The sequence below is a fragment of the Pseudomonas sp. IPO3778 genome, assembly GCF_013386825.1.
Classification (GTDB): Bacteria; Pseudomonadota; Gammaproteobacteria; order Pseudomonadales; family Pseudomonadaceae; genus Aquipseudomonas.
On sequence record NZ_JACARC010000033.1, the window covers coordinates 29,877 to 45,791 of the forward strand.

Genomic DNA, 15,915 nt, shown 5'->3' on the forward strand with positions numbered 1-15,915 from the left:
CTTTAGCGAGGCTGCGATAGCGGTGGCTCAGGCAACAGCAATGTGGGCAGTGCCGACGCCATCGCAGCCTCGCTAAAGCTCGACAGCTCCCACACTGGAATATCTTGGTTTATTGGATCGCCACTCCCTGAGTAAACAGTGCGAACGAACGCGGGTATGATCCAGGCTGACCCGGCCCGACTGGACCCACCCTCATGCCCGCCTCCCAAACCCGCCCCACCCCCGCGCCACTCCTCAAGCCCGGCGAAACCGTGGTGTTGTTCGACGGCGTGTGCAAGCTGTGCAACGGCTGGGCAAGGTTCCTGATTCGCTACGACCACCGCCACCGCGTGCGGTTGGCCACGGTGCAATCGCCCGAAGGCCAGGCACTCTTAGCCTGGGCCGGGTTGCCGCTGGATCAGTTCGAGACCCTCACCGTGATCCGCGACCGGCATTACTGGGCGCGTTCGGAGGCGGTGCTCGAAATCATCGCGCAACTGCCTGCCCGCTGGCGCCCCTTGCTGGTGCTGCGGGCCATCCCGCGATTCGTTCGGGATTGGGTTTACGATCGCATCGCGCGCAATCGCTATCGGCTGTTCGGAAAGTACGACACCTGCCTGTTGCCGGACCCGGACCATGAACGGCGGTTCTTGAATGACACGACAGTTGACCGCAGCAATTAATCGCCCTCCTCGATCCGTTGTTTTTCCAGCGCGTGCTCTCCCAACAGAGCCTGTGTGACCTGCTCAATGTAATCAAACACCTCAGACTGAACCGAGCGCGCTTCAGAGCGAACAGTAGATGGCCCTGCAGATGATCCGGCGCGGGCGCGATATTAGCCGCCCCTACGTAGATCTCAAGTACCGATAAAGCGTCTGGCGACTGATCTCAAAATCGCGCGCCAATTTGGATCTGCTTTCTCCAGCGCAGGCGCGGTCAATCAAACTAACAACCTGAGTGTCAGACAGTTTTTTCTTGCGACCACCGTAGGACCCGCGATTCCTGGCGGTAGCAATTCCAGCGGCCTGTTTTTCCCTCGCCGCAGTGCGCTCGAACTGCGCGACCAGTTCCATGACCGCAATGATGGGCTCCACCACTTCAAGGCAGTCATGCCGGAAGATCAGGTTTTCGTTGGAAAATTCCAGCGTTACCTGCTTTTCAATCAGCCGGCGAATGATGCTGCACAGTTGCTCGGTACTGGAGGTGAGCGAGGCCATGCTGTCCACGACGACAGTGTCCCCGGGCTGCAGGTAGCGAATCAGCCGCTCAAGGCCTGCGCGATTCGCGGCATTGTCTGCACGCTCATCGCAAAACATTGCGTCAAATACATCAGGGCTTGTTATTTCCTCTATCGCGCCCTCAGGTTCTTGTAAAGAAAGCCGGAAATATTTGATGCGATGCAATCTCATGGTGCCTCCTTGGCAATACCTGTACAAAGTCGTTTTGTACTTGTACAAGCTGTAACTAAACCATTAATTCCTTACACCTGTAATACTGAACCCACCCAAAATACACAGTTGCAAAGAGTTGAACTTACCTTATCATTTTAAAGCCTGCAATATTCCTAACAAGTGCAAGAAAAACAGTCGACTTCACTTTTACCGAATGACCTCGCGTGAATTTACGCAGTGAATTTGAATGCCCGCTGTTTTATAGCCCGAAGCAAGCAGAGGATGAATTGATGAACGTCATGGAAAACGCGATAGACATTGATCGCCTGACGACCGATCAGGAAAAGATTGAGCATGTAACCCGCAGCATTACCGAGCATGGAAATTATCTGCGCAAACGTTACCCGATCCTGCAGCACCAGAATGCTCTGGGGGCGAGTGTCATGGTGTTTTCCCTGGTCGGGATGGTCGTGACGGGAGGGCTCTACATTAAGGGCTTCATCCCCGCCTGGACGTGTATCCTGATCAATGCGCTGCTCACGTCGTTCATTCATGAGATCGAACATGACTTGATTCATCGGCTTTATTTCCGAAAGCAGCCGCTGGCCCATAATGCCATGATGTTTTTCTGCTGGCTGGCCCGGCCGGGAATGCCGAGTCCCTGGTTAAGACGCAATCTGCACTTTCATCATCATAAGGAATCCGGAACGGATACGGATGTCGAGGCGTGGATCACAACCAGTGGCAGCCCTTGGGGAATACTCCGCTTATTGAAACTGATCGACGGTTTTGTATTTGGTTTTCTAAACGCGGTTTTTGCGCCGGGATGGCGGCAAAAGGTCAGATTGTTAGGCAAGATTATCCGACTCAATACACCTTTCGGGCTTTTGTACTGGGGGTGTTGGTATGTGTTCCTCGGCTACCACCTGTATGTGTGGGCGGGGTCATTCATGGGCCAGGACATTCAGAGTTCGGCTGCGACGCTGGCGTTCATGAATGTCATCAATAGCGCGGTAGTTATCCTGATCGCGCCCAATATGATCCGGCAGTTCTGCCTGTTTTTTATAAGTTCAAACATGCACTATTACGGTGATGTCGCCCCCCGTAATGCGCTACAACAAACGCAGGTAATGAACCCTTGGTGGTTGTGGCCGTTCCAGATGTTCTGTTTCAACTTCGGCAGCACTCACAGCATTCACCATTTCGTGGTGAGAGACCCGTTCTACCTTCGTCAGATGACGGCACCTTATGCGCATAACGTCATGGCGCAGGCCGGTGTCAGGTTCAATGACTTCGGCACCTATAAACGTGCGAACCGTTTTTCCATGGGGCACTCTCAAACTCGGTCGCGGGGGTGAGCTCATGAACGCGCAAGGGATGTGTGCGACGCAGTTCGACGCAGTCAGGCAGGCTTTCGAGGAGATGTTTGATGATCCGCAGGAGCGTGGGGCCGGGCTTTGTGTGCAGGTAGACGGCGAGAGGGTTGTCGACCTGTGGGCCGGCATGGCGGATCAGGCAGGCACGAAGCCTTGGGCACGCGATACGCTGGCCAATACCTTCTGCGTTATAAAACCCTATGTGGCGGTGGCCGTTCTGATGCTGGTTGAGGCGGGCAAGCTGGAGCTGGATGCCCCAGTGGCCCGCTACTGGCCGGAGTTCGCCCAGCACGGGAAAGCCAAGGTCACTTTGCGCCAGGTGATGAACCACACCGCAGGCCTGCCGGCGCTGCGGGCACCCGACCATAACGCCGTGATGTACGACTGGGAGCATATGGTGCGGGTGCTGGAGGCCGAGCCGCTTTGGTGGGAACCGGGAACAGACCTGGGGTACGGCACCACCACGTTTGGCTGGATTCTCGGTGAGTTGATTCGTCGGGTGGACGGACGAGATCCCTGTGTGTTTATCCACGAACAGATTCTGGAGCCCCATGACCTGGACGTTCACCTGGGCGTGGACGAAAAACACTTTCATCGCATCGCCCGCTTCGACAATGCCACGGGGCGAGTGGGTGATCCTTACTCGCAAGCGTTGCGCACCGTGCTGAAAAACCAGCCATCGCACATCGCGACATTGGCCTTCACCAACCCCGGGATGGTGCCCAGGCGAACCAGTGACCCGCGCTGGTGGGCCTATCGGCAACCCGGTGTGTGCGGGCATGGCACGGCTCACGGCCTGGCCGGTTTCTACAGTGCGTTACTGGCGGGACACTATATCGGTCGCGAGCTGCTCAGTGAGTTCACGCGAGAGCACAGCCATGGCATGGATCGGGTATGGATGCGCCCCATGCGTTATGGCTTGGGCTGCATGCTGGAGCAGCAACGCGACCCGATGGCTTCCCACGCAATGGGCCCGAACACCTTTGGTCATATCGGGCTTGGCGGTCCGATAAGCTTCGCCGATCCCGAAAAGCGCGTGAGCTTTGGTTTTGTTACCACGACCTCGGGCAGCCATACGATGATTGATCCCCGCCCTGGCCGGCTATCGTCCCTTGTCTATGGGGCGCTTTGAATTCACGCTCAGGGCGACTGTTTTCCCCTGAGTTCCAAAAAGGGCCTGAAGCAGCGCGGTATTTTTTTAAACTATCGCGCCCCTTCCGCCTGTATTTCAGCGCAGATTCAAGAGTTCTCTTCGAACGATTTCGGCGCCTGCGCTTAACGCATTCAGCTTGCCTCTCGCGACACCACGAGACAAAGGAGCCATGCCACAGTTGGTGCAAGGATAGAGCTTGTCGGCGTCCACAAACTGAAGGGCTTTGCGTAGCGTGTTGGCGACTTCTTCCGGGGTTTCAATAGTATCGGATGCCACATCAATGGCCCCTACCATCACTTTTTTACCCCGAATGAGCTCAATGAGGTCCATTGGAACATGGGAGTTGTGGCATTCCAGCGAAATAATATCGATGCTGGATTTCTGCAGCTTTGGAAACGCCTCTTCATATTGACGCCACTCCGAGCCCAGCGTCTTCTTCCAGTCCGTGTTGGCCTTGATGCCATAGCCATAGCAAATATGCACGGCCGTTTCACATTTTAGGCCTTCAATGGCCCTTTCCAGGGTGGCAACGCCCCACTCATTCACTTCATCAAAGAAAACGTTAAAGGCGGGCTCGTCAAACTGAATAATATCAACGCCGGCAGCCTGCAGTTCCCGGGCTTCTTCATTGAGAATTTTGGCGAATTCCCAGGCCAGTTTTTCGCGACTCTTATAATGGTTGTCATACAGCGTATCGATCATGGTCATAGGGCCAGGCAGCGCCCATTTAATGGGTTGATCGGTTTGCTGACGCAGAAACCTGGCATCTTCAACAAACACCGGCTTTTGCCGAGTAACCGCACCCACCACCGTCGGCACGCTCGCGTCATAGCGATCACGAATTCTTACGGTCTCACGTTTCTCGAAATCAACGCCGCTCAGGTGCTCAATAAACGTGGTGACGAAGTGTTGGCGGGTTTGTTCGCCATCACTGACGATATCAATACCGGCATGCTGTTGTTCTTGCAGCGCCAAACGCAGGGCATCTTGTTTGCCCTCGACTAATTCCTCGTCTTGCAACTTCCAGGGCGACCAAAGTGTCTCGGGCTGTGCAAGCCAGGAGGGTTTTGGCAAGCTGCCAGCCGTTGAAGTGGGCAATAGCTTTTTCATGATAGATGACCTTGTATTATTAATGATTTAAAAGGCGCAGTGGGCGGACCACCGCTCAAGCTTGGCCTGGTAGGGTTTGATGAAGTGCTCCTCAACAAATTTCCCCTGCTCAATCGCCAGCCGGCTACGTTCCTCTCGATCATAAACAATGAGTGTTAATGAATAATCCTGGTGCTTCAAACTCGGCTGATAGGACTTTCCTGCGGTGGAGTTCGCATTGTAAATCTCGGGCCGGTAAATTTTCTGGAAAGTGTCCATCGTGCTGATGGTGCTGATAAGCTCAAGAGTGGTGTAATCACTGAGCAAGTCACCGGAAAAATAAAAAGCCAAGGGCGCAACACTGTTTGAAGGCATGAAATAGCGGACCTTCAGCCCCATTTTCTTGAAGTACTCATCCGTCAACGAATACTCATCCTGCTCGTACTCAATACCCAGCACCGGGTGCTGGTTTTCAGTCCGGTGATAAGTCTTGGTATTGGAAACGCTCAGGCAGATGACCGGCGACTTTTTAAAGTTATCCCTGTAAGCACTTGAGTTCACGAAGCACTTGAACAGCTTGCCATGCAAGTCTCCAAAATCATCTGGCGTACTGAACGTTGGCTGATCCTTGTTATGCCCCAACAACACCACGCTGAAATCATAGTCCCTCACGTAGGAGGAGAAGTTATTCCCTATAATGCCTTCAAATCGCTCATTGGTTTTTCGATCAACGATATTCGTTTTCAATAGTTCAATCAACGGAATGGCATGACTGCCGGCTTCAGCGTCAATGTCCATCTCAACAGAGATGATTTCAAGCTCGACGGTATAACGATCCCCCTTGGGATTATCCCAGTGGGCCAACGCATTGAAACGGTTGTCGATCATTCTCAACGTGTTGCGCAAGTTCTCCTGACGATTCTTCCCTCTCGCCAAATTAGCAAAGTTGGTGGTGATGCGCGTATTTTCCGAGGGATGATAATTCTCGTCAAAACAAATGCTCTTGATCGTAAATACAAACTCTTTATTCATTATAATCTGACACCCTGTTTTCCGGGGCAACCCTGAATTTATCTAGCACTTTTCTGGCTTGGACCCGGCAGTCTTCATATTATCTATAATTAAGAGGTATTTTAGGCTGAGCCATTGACTGAGTAATAATGAATTGATTTCACCAACTCTTTAGCCCTCTTCATGATGGAATAGTGCTGCCACCGACTGTGTGCGTAACCAGTATTTTTCAAAGATGAAATGGCGCTCCCGCCTCTGCGCCTTGCCCAGGCGCTTCAACCTTCACCTTCAACGCAATCAACAGCGCCGCCAACAGCATCAACACCCCCGCCGCAACAAACACCCCGTCAATCCCACTGAAGCTGAACATCGCGCCGCCCGCCGCCGCCCCGGCGGCAATCGCCGACTGCACCGAGGCCACTACCATGCCGCCAGCGCTTTCGGCCTGATCGGGCACGGCCCGCGCCACCCAGTTCGACCAGGCCACCGGCACACCGCCAAACGCCAGGCCCCAGAGCATCAACAGCCACACCTGGCCCGTCACGGTAGCCGGCAACAGCGCCAGGGCGAGTGCCGCAACGCCCACCAGCGCCGGCATCAGCACCAGGGTGCCCCGGGGCAGACGCACCAGCAGCCATCCGGCCAGCAGCGTGCCGGCAAAGTTCGCAACACCGAAGCCCAGCAGCATCAGCGCCAGCCCTTCGGCGCCGACGCCGGTGGTGCTTTCCAGGAAAGGCCGGATGTAGGTGAACAACGCAAAGTGCCCGGTGTGCACCAGCACGCACCCCAACATGCCCACGGCGATGCCCGGGCGCAGCAGGACGTCGAGCACTGTCCTCAAGCGTGCGGTCCTGCGGGGTGCGAGCGGCGGCAATGTGAACAGCTGGAAAACCAGGGTCACGCCCCCCACGGCAGCCGCGGCCAGAAACGCGCTGCGCCATCCATAAAGACCGCCCAAAAAGCTGCCCAGCGGTACGGCCACGACCGTGCCCACCGCGATGCCGCTGAAGATGATCGACAACGCACGGGGCAACAGCGCCGCCGGGACCAGCCGCATCGCCACCGCCGCCGCCATGCTCCAGAAACCGCCGAGGGCGATGCCCAGCAAGACGCGCATCAGCAGCAACACCGTGAGGCTCGACGAGACCGCCACCAGCAGGTTGGAACAGATCATCAGGGCGCTGAAGGCCAGCAGCACCACACGCCGGTCGATGCCACGAGTCAGGCCCGGCACCAGCAGCCCGGCGAACAAGGCGATCACCGCCGTGACCGTCACCGCCTGACCGGCCAAGGCTTCCGAGACGCCGAGTTCGGCCGCCATCGGCGTCAGCAAGCTGGCCGGCAGGTACTCCGCCGTGAGCAGTCCGAACACGCCCATCGCCAACGAAAACACCGCCATCCAGGCGGGTGCCGCAGGGGCGGCCTCCACACCGGGTACTGCATCACACACACTATTGCTCATCACCCACCGCCTCCAAAAGTTATCGCGACCGGAAGTTTAGGTACGACGGGCAGGATGATCTATGATGCAAAATCTTGAATCCTTTACCGAAACCCCGGAAATGATGCCTCCAGAACCCTTCGACGTGTCCTCTGACCTCATCAACGAGCTGCTGCGCGACATGCGCCTGCGGGGTGTCGAGTACCGGCGTATCCAGGCCGGGCCGGCGTTTGGCCTGGGTTTCCCGGCCAAACCCGGGCACGCCTACTTCCACCTTATCGCCGCCGGCTGCGTCACCTTGCGTACCGAGGACGGCACTCCGTACGAGCTGACGCCTGGCAATGCGGTATTTATCTCCCATGGGGGCGCCCACCAGTTGCTGTCCAGCCCGGAGGTGCCGGTGCAAGCCATCGACAGCTTTGATGCGGCGTCCCTCGGTGATGCGGTGTGTGCGGTGGATGCCCGGCTCGATGTGGGCGTGGATCAAAGCACCCTGCTCTTCAGCGGCTGCATGGAGTTTGAGCTGGGAAGTTTGCACGGCCTTGGCCGCCTGATGCCGGACCTCATGCTGATCGACGCCAAGGGCCAGCGTTATCCGGGGCTGATGCCGATCCTGGCGGCCATGGAGCGTGAAGTCAGCAGCGCCCGCATCGGCTTCGCCGGCATCCTCGCGCGCCTGGCGGACGTGGTGGCGGCCATGGTGGTTCGAGGCTGGGTTGAGTGTGCGTGCGGGAATGCGTCCGGGCTGGTGGCTGCGTTACGCGACCCGCGCCTGGCCAAGGCTCTGTTGGCGTTGCACCAACAGCCGGGGCGCGATTGGACGGTGGAGGAACTGGCGGCGCAATGTCATACCTCCCGCTCGGTATTCGCCCAGCACTTTCAAAGCACCCTCGGCCTGCCACCGCTGCGCTACGCCACCGAACTGCGGATGCGCCTGGCCAGCCAGTGGCTGACGCTGGAGCGGCTGCCGATCGAAACTGTGGCGCAGCGCCTTGGCTATAACTCCCAGGCGGCGTTCAGCCGGGCATTCAAGCGCGTCACGGGGCAGCCGCCGGGGGCCAGCCGGCGACAGCTGGTTTAAGCGCAGCGCTGGCCTCAATCCTGTTGAGTCGCCCGCCCCATCAAGGCCGTGAACAGTTGCAGGATCCGCTCATCCTCCACGCCCAATAGTCGATCACCCACATAGCACTCGGTCTTGCACCACCCCGGTACCTCGGTGGGTTCCAGGTGGGTGAACAGCCAATGCCCGTGCTCGCGGGCAATCTCATCACGGGCGTTGAGCAGCGCCGCCCGGTCTGCGTCGAAACACACGTGAAGCATGTTCACCTGAGGCGTGCGCGGCAGGATGCGAATGCCGGGAATTCCCTGCAGGCAGGTCGCCAGGCTCAAGGTCCGCTGATAACAGGCCTCCAGCATCGCCAGGCGTTGATCAAAGCGCATGGCCGTGGAGACCACCATGGGGCTTTGCTTGATCAAGGTGCCGCCCAGGCGTTTACGCCACAACCGTGCCTGGTTGATAAAGTCGGTATCACCGGCCAGCAGCGAGCCGGCGATGCCGCCGAGGCCTTTGTACGCCGAGACGTAGACGGAGGAGAAACCTTGAGCAATTTCCGCGTAGGAGCGCTGGTAGTAGGCCCGGGTTTCCCATAGGCGGGCACCGTCCATATGCAGCGGTGTACCCGAGGCGGCAGCGGTAGCTTTCAGGGCTTCCAACTCATCCCATTCAGGCAACTGCCCACCGATCTCGCGGGCAGGCAGCTCCACCACCAGGCAGCTCAGTGGCTCGGCAATGGCTGACAGGTCGTCGGCCAGGATCGGGCGTAACCGATGCCCCACCATCACCCCATGCAAGCGCAACAACGCCTGAAACGCCTGATCTTCGTGCAACTGCAAATGGGAAGACGCATGGATGCCGAAGCGCGGCAGCCGGGCTCGTTCGCTCCAGATATTGACCGCAATCAGCTGGGCCATCACCCCGCTGGGCATGAACACCGCAGCGGGTTTGCCCAGCAGTTCGGCCACCTTGGCTTCAAAGCCTTCGATCAGCGCACCGCCGCCATAGTTGTCATGGGACACCTGGTTGGCCTGGGCCCAATCCGCCATTTCCTGGAACCACTGGGCCGGCGTGGGTTCTGCAAAGCCGCTGATCTCGACGGTGCAGGCCGCCTTGAGTTGGCGGCGTTCTTCGTCAGTGTTTGGTATCACGGTAGAGCGCCTGTGCAGGAGAAAGATGCCTCAGGCATGCCTGAGTGTGAGACACGGTAGCCGCGTTTAACGCTCGCTGTCGCTGCTGCCCGGCCGGCCCGCGCCATGGCGTAACCCGTCGACGAGGAGCGTGACCAGGCGTTCCGCCTGGCCAGGCTGTGTTCCGTTCACCGACATGCACAACGTGGCGGCGGCGTTGAGAAAGTCATCGGCGTCGACACTGTCGCGGATTTCACCGGCCGCCAGTGCCGCATTGAAAAGCTTGCGAAAGGCCGGCCAAAGTCGCTCATCTCGTCGTGCGGGCAGCGCGTCAAATGCAGGGTCGCCCGAATGTAACGCCTGGGCGAGCCCGCGCTTCGTCGAGGCCAGCTCGACAAATGTCTGCATCCACAACGCCAGTGCAGCAAACGGCGGGTGCTCGGCGGCCAGGCCCTCGGCAGCATCCGCGCAGGCATCGATTTCCTGGCGGAATACGGCGGCAATGAGGTCCGGGCGCTTGGGGAAATGCCGGTACACGGTACCAATCCCCACACCGGCGCGGTCGGCGATATCTCGCACCGGCGCGTCAATACCGGCTTCGGCAAACACCTCTTTGGCGGCCTGCAGCAGGATCAAAAGGTTTCGTTGTGCGTCGGCGCGTATCCGGCGTTCCGGGGGCGCAGCACGACTGTGCGGATCGGTTGTTTTATCGGTCAAGACAACATCCCATTGATAAACGGATCGCGCTCCGCTTATATTCGGAGCGCGTTCCGATTATAACCTTACGCGTTCCCTTTACCAGTATCAGGAGTCTGCGATGCAGCACACACGTATAGCATTGATCACTGGCGCTAATCAGGGCGTTGGCTTTCAGGTGGCCAAGGAACTGGCGAAAGATGGCGTAACCGTCCTGGTGGGTTCACGCAACATTGAACGGGGAGTGGCCGCTGCGACGGCGATAGGGCCCGGTGCACACGCGGTGCAGCTCGATGTGACCGACCCCGCGTCGATCGCCGCTGCGGCACAGCACATCAGTGCTGAGTACGGGCGCCTGGATTTACTCGTCAACAACGCGGCGATCTCGCGATCGGAAAGAAACGACGTCGCCCTTGAGGACTACACGAGCGCGTATGCCGCCAGCAAGGTCTCCCTGGACGAAGTGCGCAGGGTCTGGGAAACCAACGTGTTCGGTGTGCTGGCGGTCTACCAGGCGATGTTGCCGCTGCTGCGACTGTCCACCGACGCCCGCATCGTCAATGTATCCAGCGGTGTTGCGTCGCTGACGCTGAACGCGGACCCCGCCTTCCCTTATCGAAAGCTCTACAACCCCGCCTACGCCGGCTCCAAGAGCGCGATGAATATCATCGCCCTGTCGATGTTGATCGAACATGAGCACGATGGCATCAAGGTAAACCTCGTATCCCCCGAGTTCACCAGCACTGCGCTGAATAATTACCAGGGCACGTCGACGCTCGAGGAGGGCTCGCGAGAAGTGGTCCGGGTTGCGCGGTTCGGGCCGAACGATCCCTCCGGCACGTTTACACGATGGGAAAATGAGAGCATCCCGTGGTGATGTGTAAACCCCACGGGCGGCGCTCCCCTCAACGGTGATCGCACTGAATCAGCATGACCGGGTCAGCCCTTGACGAGCCTGGCCATGCGCAGTCTTAGCAGATCATGCCCACTCACCACCACAATCCCCACCAGCACCAACAGCGAGCCCACCATGAACGATGACTGCAAGGTCTCGTCCAGCAACCACACGCCGAACACCACGCCAAACAACGGCGTCATGAACGACAGCACACCGAGGCGCGACCCCAGGTAACGGCCGAGCATCCAGAACCACACCAGCAGGCTCAGGAACGAGAACACCACCGTCTGGAACGCCAGGCTCGCCAGCGTTATGCCCGAGAAATGCACCCGGGTCTGCCCGGTGGCCCACGCCAGTGCAGCCAGGATCACAAAGGCCCCGGCCAACTGATAGAACAAGGTCAGGGGCGCCGGCGCTTCGGCCAGCCGGGAACAGCGGATGGTGACGGTTGTAGCACCCCAGGCCACAGCCCCCAGCAACCCCAGCGCATCGCCCAGGCGTTGATCGGCCATCGAGGCAGTGCTTTCACCCGGGGCGAAAAACGCCACGATCACACCCGCAAACGCCAACAGGATTGCGCCCCACTGCACCGCCGTCAGCCGTTCACTGGGGAACCGGATGTGCAACCCGATGGCCGCAAAGATCGGCGCCGTGTACAGGAAAATCACCATGTGCGCAGCCGACGTATAGCGCAGCCCCTCGCCCACGGCCACGTACTCCAGGGCAAACAAGGTGCCCACCAGCAGCCCGCCGCGCCAGGTGTCGCGGTTCAACGTCAGGGTGTTGCGGCGCAGGATCAGGATCACGCCCACCAGCACAGCGGCAATGCCGGAGCGCAGGGCGATCTGGAAGATCGGCGCAATATCCGGCGCGGCGACCTTGATGGCCACTTGCTGAAGGCCCCAGATGGCACACATCACGGTCATCATGACCGCAGCTGGCCCATCAATCGGCTGACGCTTATCCACGACACTCTCCCACCCACGTTTATAGGGGCGGAGTCTGCAACCTGCGGAACCGCTGGATATAGCGCCAAAACGACAAGCGATAGCGCACAATAGCCATTCGACCAGCCCCAGTTGTGTGAGCCTCATGAACAAGCCATTTGCCCACCGGGTCGTTGCGCCGTTCACCGATGAATTGCCGGCGCCCCTGTACTTTCGCGCTGCGCAGATGCAGGCCTTGACGACCTACCCGTGGCACCGACATCCGTGGGGCGAATTTGTGTATTCGTTCAGTGGTGTGATGGAGATCAAACTGGCCGACGAGCACTTCATCGTGCCGCCGCAATTTGGCCTGTGGCTGCCGCCCGAGGCCGAGCACCTGGCGCTGAATCGCCAGGAGGCCTATCACGCTTCGCTGTATATCACGCAGCCGTTGTGTGAACGGCTGCCGGACACCGCCTGCGCCTTGACGATCACGCCGTTGATCCGCGCTTTGCTGGACGAGCTGCGGGCCTCACCGCCGGCGCCGGTTCAAACCGAGGAAGACAGGCGCCTGCTGTACGTGCTGCTGGACAAGCTGAATCAAACCTCCCGTGTGGGCTCCTACCTGCCCGGCTCCAACGACCCGGTGCTGTCGCCCATCCTTGAAGCCCTGGAACAGAACCCGGCAGACGACCGCTCCCTGGCCGACTGGGCGCGCCTGGTCAACGCCACCGAGCGCACACTGCTGCGGCGTTGCCAGCGGGATCTGGGCATGTCGCTCGCCCACTGGAAACAACGGCTCAAGGTCATGCATTCCCTCAGCCTGCTGCGAAGCGGTGCCACCGTCGAGACCATCGCGCTGGACCTTGGCTACAGCAGTTCGTCAGCCTTTATCAGCATGTTCCGCAAGCTCACGGGCGAGACACCCGATGAGTATCGCCGGGCAAAACTGGGATAGGCATCCTGTAGGAGCGAGCTTGCTCGCGAAGCACTTGAGGGCGACACGGTTTACCTGAAAGTACGCGTTATCGTTGACGTTTTTCGCGAGCAAGCTCGCTCCTACAGTGAAGGGTGATGCACAGGGTTTTCTGACAAAAAATTCATACAGCTAAACTGTACAGTTTTTCTGCACGCATGCTAATGTCCGGGCATGAACAGATCCTCCAGCACCCCAGAACCCCAACCCGCCGCCGCCCTGGCCGCCGAACTGCGCATCTCCCTGGGCAAGCTGACGCGACGGTTGCGGGAACAAACCCATCCGAATGATTTCACCTCCGCCCAGAAGTCGGTGCTGCTGCGCCTGGACCGTGACGGGCCCAGCACCGTCTCGGCCCTGGCCCGGGCCGAGAGCGTACGCCCGCAGTCCATGCGCATCACCGTGGCCGGGCTTGAGACGATGAAAGCCGTCATGGGCAAACCCGACCCCAGCGATGGGCGCCAAACCCTGATCGAGCTGACACCCGGCTTTCGCAAACACCTTATCGCCAGCCGGGCGGCCAAGGACGATTGGCTGCTGCGGGCGCTGCAGGAGCAATTATCTGCCGAAGAACACGCTGAACTCGCGGCGGCGGTAAAGCTGCTGGAGCGCCTCGCCGATTTTTGAGCCCCCCTTCCCGTTTGAGGACATCCCATGGCCGTCACCTCGCTGGATCCCAACACCGCACTGATCATCGTGGACTTGCAAAAAGGCATTGCCGAATACCCGTTCATCCACCCCATCGAGGGTGTGGTGGAGCGCTCCCGTGCACTGCTCGACGGGTTCCGTGAACGCGGCTTGCCGGCGGTGCTGGTCAACGTCACAGGCTTTGCACCCGGGCGCACCGAACGGCCACGGCGCAGCGATGTGTTCCCACCGGGATGGGCCGACCTGCTGCCCGCACTCGGTCAGCAACCCGGCGACATCGTGGTGACCAAACGCACCTGGGGCGCCTTCGCCAGCACTGATCTTGAGGCGCAGTTGAAGGCCCGCGGCGTGACCCAGGTGGTGATCACCGGAGTGGCCACCGGCACCGGCGTGGAGTCCACCGCGCGCCAGGCCTATGAAGCGGGTTTCAACGTGACCCTGGCCATCGACGCCATGACCGACACGAATCCCGAGGCCCATCACTACAGCCTGCATCAGGTGTTCCCGAAGCTGGGGGAAACCGGCACCGCGCAAGCCATCATCGGCTTGCTTGAAACCAGGGAGGTGTGACGATGCAATGGCATGAGCTGGTGTCTTATTTCTTCGGCGGTGTGGTGCTTGCCAACGCGGTGCCGCACTGCGTCGCCGGCGTGATGGGCCAGGCGTTCCAGACGCCGTTTGCCACGCCTCGCGGGCAAGGGCGGTCTTCCTCGACGCTGAATGTGCTCTGGGGGTTTTTCAACCTGGTGATCGGCTACGTGCTGGTCTGCCGGGTCGGGGATTTCGAACTCAACAGCACCGCTGATGTGCTGGCGCTCGGGCTTGGGGCCTTGGCGCTGAGCCTGTTCCTGGCCCAGCACTTCGGGCGTTTCAACGGTGGCAATACGTCAAGGCCGGTGTGAGTTCCATGGGTATTTTCCGCTCGCTGCGCAACGTCAATTACCGCATCTGGGCCGCCGGCGCCCTGGTGTCGAATATCGGCACGTGGATGCAACGCACGGCCCAGGACTGGCTGGTGCTGACCCAGCTCACCCCGCACAACGCCTCGGCCGTCGGCATCGTCATGGCGCTGCAGTTCGGGCCGCAATTGCTGTTGTTGCCCTGGACCGGTTTTGCGGCGGATCACTACGACAAGCGCAAGCTGCTGATCGTCACCCAGGGCGTGATGGGCGTGCTGGCGCTGATGCTCGGGGTGTTTACCCTCACGGGGATCGTCCAGCTGTGGCACGTGTATGTGTTCGCATTTTTGTCCGGCTGCGCCTCGGCGTTCGATGCACCCGTGCGGCAGATTTTCGTGGCCGACTTGGTCGGCGAGGCCGACCTGTCCAATGCCATCGCGCTCAACTCCACCTCGTTCAACATGGCCCGCATGATTGGCCCGGCGGTGGCTGGGGTGACCATTGCATCGGTGGGCACTGGCTGGGCCTTCCTGCTCAACGGCGCGAGCTTTTTCGCGGTGCTGGCCTCGCTGTTTCTGCTGCGGGTTTCCGGCCTGCACACCCGCCTGCGGGCACTGCGCACCAAGGGCAGCCTCACCGAAGGCTTGCGCTATGTGTGGGCGCGACCGGACCTGATGGCGATCCTGATCATGCTGTTTTTGATCGGCACCTTCGGCATGAATTTTCCGATTTTCATCTCGACCATGGCCGTCACCGTGTTCCACGCCGATGCCCGCGGCTATGGCCTGCTGACGTCGACCCTGGCCATCGGCACCATCGCCGGGGCCCTGCTCGCCGCCGGTCGCGAGCGGCCGCACTTCAAATCGCTGCTGTACGGCGCGCTGGTGTTTGGGGTGGGGTGCACGTTGGCGGCCATTGCGCCGAACTATTGGCTGTTCGCCGGGGCGCTGGTGATCATCGGCGTGGGTGCCCTGACCTTCAGCAACACCACCAACAGCCTGATGCAACTCACCACCGAACCCGCCATGCGCGGCCGGGTGATCGCACTGCGGGTAGGCGTGGCCCTTGGCGGCACACCGATTGGTGCACCGATTGTGGGATGGGTGGCCGACCACCTGGGCCCACGCTGGGCACTGGCAGTCGGCGCAGCCTCAGGCATCCTGGCGGCCGGGGTGGCGATCTACACCCTGACGCGCAAGCTGGATCGACCAAAGAAAATCTGACAGGCAAACCCAATCCAATGTGGGA

General features: G+C 59.6%; 17 protein-coding genes. 10 read left to right on the forward strand and 7 right to left on the reverse strand.

Features of this window, described 5'->3' with window-relative positions:
- Positions 1-194: 194 nt before the first annotated feature.
- Positions 195-662: a thiol-disulfide oxidoreductase DCC family protein gene (locus HX855_RS16100; protein ID WP_177089073.1), complete on the forward strand. Its 468-nt coding sequence runs from the start codon at positions 195-197 to the stop codon at positions 660-662.
- A 162-nt stretch (positions 663-824) separates the two neighbouring features.
- On the opposite strand, the gene HX855_RS16105 is transcribed toward HX855_RS16100, so the two are convergent.
- Complete coding sequence (locus tag HX855_RS16105) at positions 825-1,388, reverse strand: recombinase family protein (protein WP_177089072.1); 564 nt, start codon at positions 1,386-1,388, stop codon at positions 825-827.
- Between the two features lie 272 nt (positions 1,389-1,660).
- Between HX855_RS16105 and HX855_RS16110 the strand changes: the two genes are divergently transcribed.
- Both HX855_RS16110 and HX855_RS16115 read left to right on the forward strand, forming a co-directional pair.
- Positions 1,661-2,728, forward strand: a complete 1,068-nt coding sequence (locus HX855_RS16110; RefSeq protein WP_177089103.1) for a fatty acid desaturase — start codon at positions 1,661-1,663, stop codon at positions 2,726-2,728.
- Positions 2,729-2,732: 4 nt separating this feature from the next.
- A complete protein-coding gene (locus tag HX855_RS16115; RefSeq protein ID WP_177089071.1) occupies positions 2,733-3,878 on the forward strand; it encodes a serine hydrolase domain-containing protein in 1,146 nt (381 codons plus the stop codon).
- 96 nt (positions 3,879-3,974) lie between these two features.
- On the opposite strand, the gene HX855_RS16120 is transcribed toward HX855_RS16115, so the two are convergent.
- From HX855_RS16120 to HX855_RS16130, 3 genes are all read right to left on the reverse strand, one after another.
- On the reverse strand, positions 3,975-5,009 hold the full coding sequence (locus HX855_RS16120; protein WP_177089070.1) for a methionine synthase: 1,035 nt from the start codon (positions 5,007-5,009) through the stop codon (positions 3,975-3,977).
- Between the two features lie 27 nt (positions 5,010-5,036).
- Entirely contained in the window at positions 5,037-6,020 is a 984-nt protein-coding gene (locus HX855_RS16125; protein WP_177089069.1) for a DUF1852 domain-containing protein, read from the reverse strand.
- A gap of 208 nt (positions 6,021-6,228) precedes the next feature.
- Positions 6,229-7,461 (reverse strand): MFS transporter, encoded by a 1,233-nt coding sequence (locus tag HX855_RS16130; RefSeq protein ID WP_177089068.1) that lies wholly within the window; start codon positions 7,459-7,461, stop codon positions 6,229-6,231.
- A 64-nt stretch (positions 7,462-7,525) separates the two neighbouring features.
- Here HX855_RS16130 and HX855_RS16135 point away from each other — a divergent pair, with 64 nt between their 5' ends.
- On the forward strand, positions 7,526-8,521 hold the full coding sequence (locus HX855_RS16135) for an AraC family transcriptional regulator (protein ID WP_177089102.1): 996 nt from the start codon (positions 7,526-7,528) through the stop codon (positions 8,519-8,521).
- A 14-nt stretch (positions 8,522-8,535) separates the two neighbouring features.
- Here HX855_RS16135 and HX855_RS16140 read toward each other — a convergent pair whose 3' ends face one another.
- The gene (locus HX855_RS16140; protein WP_177089067.1) at positions 8,536-9,645 is read right to left on the reverse strand and encodes a low specificity L-threonine aldolase; all 1,110 of its coding nucleotides are present in this window, start codon (positions 9,643-9,645) and stop codon (positions 8,536-8,538) included.
- A 66-nt stretch (positions 9,646-9,711) separates the two neighbouring features.
- The gene (locus HX855_RS16145) at positions 9,712-10,341 is read right to left on the reverse strand and encodes a TetR/AcrR family transcriptional regulator (RefSeq protein ID WP_218175953.1); all 630 of its coding nucleotides are present in this window, start codon (positions 10,339-10,341) and stop codon (positions 9,712-9,714) included.
- 100 nt (positions 10,342-10,441) lie between these two features.
- Between HX855_RS16145 and HX855_RS16150 the strand changes: the two genes are divergently transcribed.
- Positions 10,442-11,197, forward strand: coding sequence for an SDR family NAD(P)-dependent oxidoreductase (locus tag HX855_RS16150; protein WP_177089066.1), 756 nt, complete (start codon positions 10,442-10,444; stop codon positions 11,195-11,197).
- A gap of 62 nt (positions 11,198-11,259) precedes the next feature.
- Here HX855_RS16150 and HX855_RS16155 read toward each other — a convergent pair whose 3' ends face one another.
- A complete protein-coding gene (locus HX855_RS16155) occupies positions 11,260-12,186 on the reverse strand; it encodes a DMT family transporter (RefSeq protein ID WP_177089065.1) in 927 nt (308 codons plus the stop codon).
- 124 nt (positions 12,187-12,310) lie between these two features.
- On the opposite strand from HX855_RS16155, the gene HX855_RS16160 reads away from it, so the two are divergent.
- The 5 genes from HX855_RS16160 to HX855_RS16180 all read left to right on the forward strand — a co-directional run bounded on the left by HX855_RS16160 (position 12,311) and on the right by HX855_RS16180 (position 15,890).
- Positions 12,311-13,102, forward strand: a complete 792-nt coding sequence (locus tag HX855_RS16160; RefSeq protein ID WP_177089064.1) for a helix-turn-helix domain-containing protein — start codon at positions 12,311-12,313, stop codon at positions 13,100-13,102.
- 192 nt (positions 13,103-13,294) lie between these two features.
- Positions 13,295-13,747 carry a MarR family winged helix-turn-helix transcriptional regulator gene (locus HX855_RS16165; RefSeq protein ID WP_177089063.1) on the forward strand — a complete coding sequence of 151 codons (453 nt, stop codon included), beginning with the start codon at positions 13,295-13,297 and terminating at the stop codon, positions 13,745-13,747.
- A 27-nt stretch (positions 13,748-13,774) separates the two neighbouring features.
- The gene (locus HX855_RS16170) at positions 13,775-14,338 is read left to right on the forward strand and encodes an isochorismatase family protein (protein ID WP_177089062.1); all 564 of its coding nucleotides are present in this window, start codon (positions 13,775-13,777) and stop codon (positions 14,336-14,338) included.
- A 2-nt stretch (positions 14,339-14,340) separates the two neighbouring features.
- Positions 14,341-14,670, forward strand: coding sequence for a hypothetical protein (locus tag HX855_RS16175; RefSeq protein WP_177089061.1), 330 nt, complete (start codon positions 14,341-14,343; stop codon positions 14,668-14,670).
- Between the two features lie 5 nt (positions 14,671-14,675).
- Complete coding sequence (locus HX855_RS16180) at positions 14,676-15,890, forward strand: MFS transporter (RefSeq protein WP_177089060.1); 1,215 nt, start codon at positions 14,676-14,678, stop codon at positions 15,888-15,890.
- The last annotated feature ends 25 nt before the right edge of the window (positions 15,891-15,915 follow it).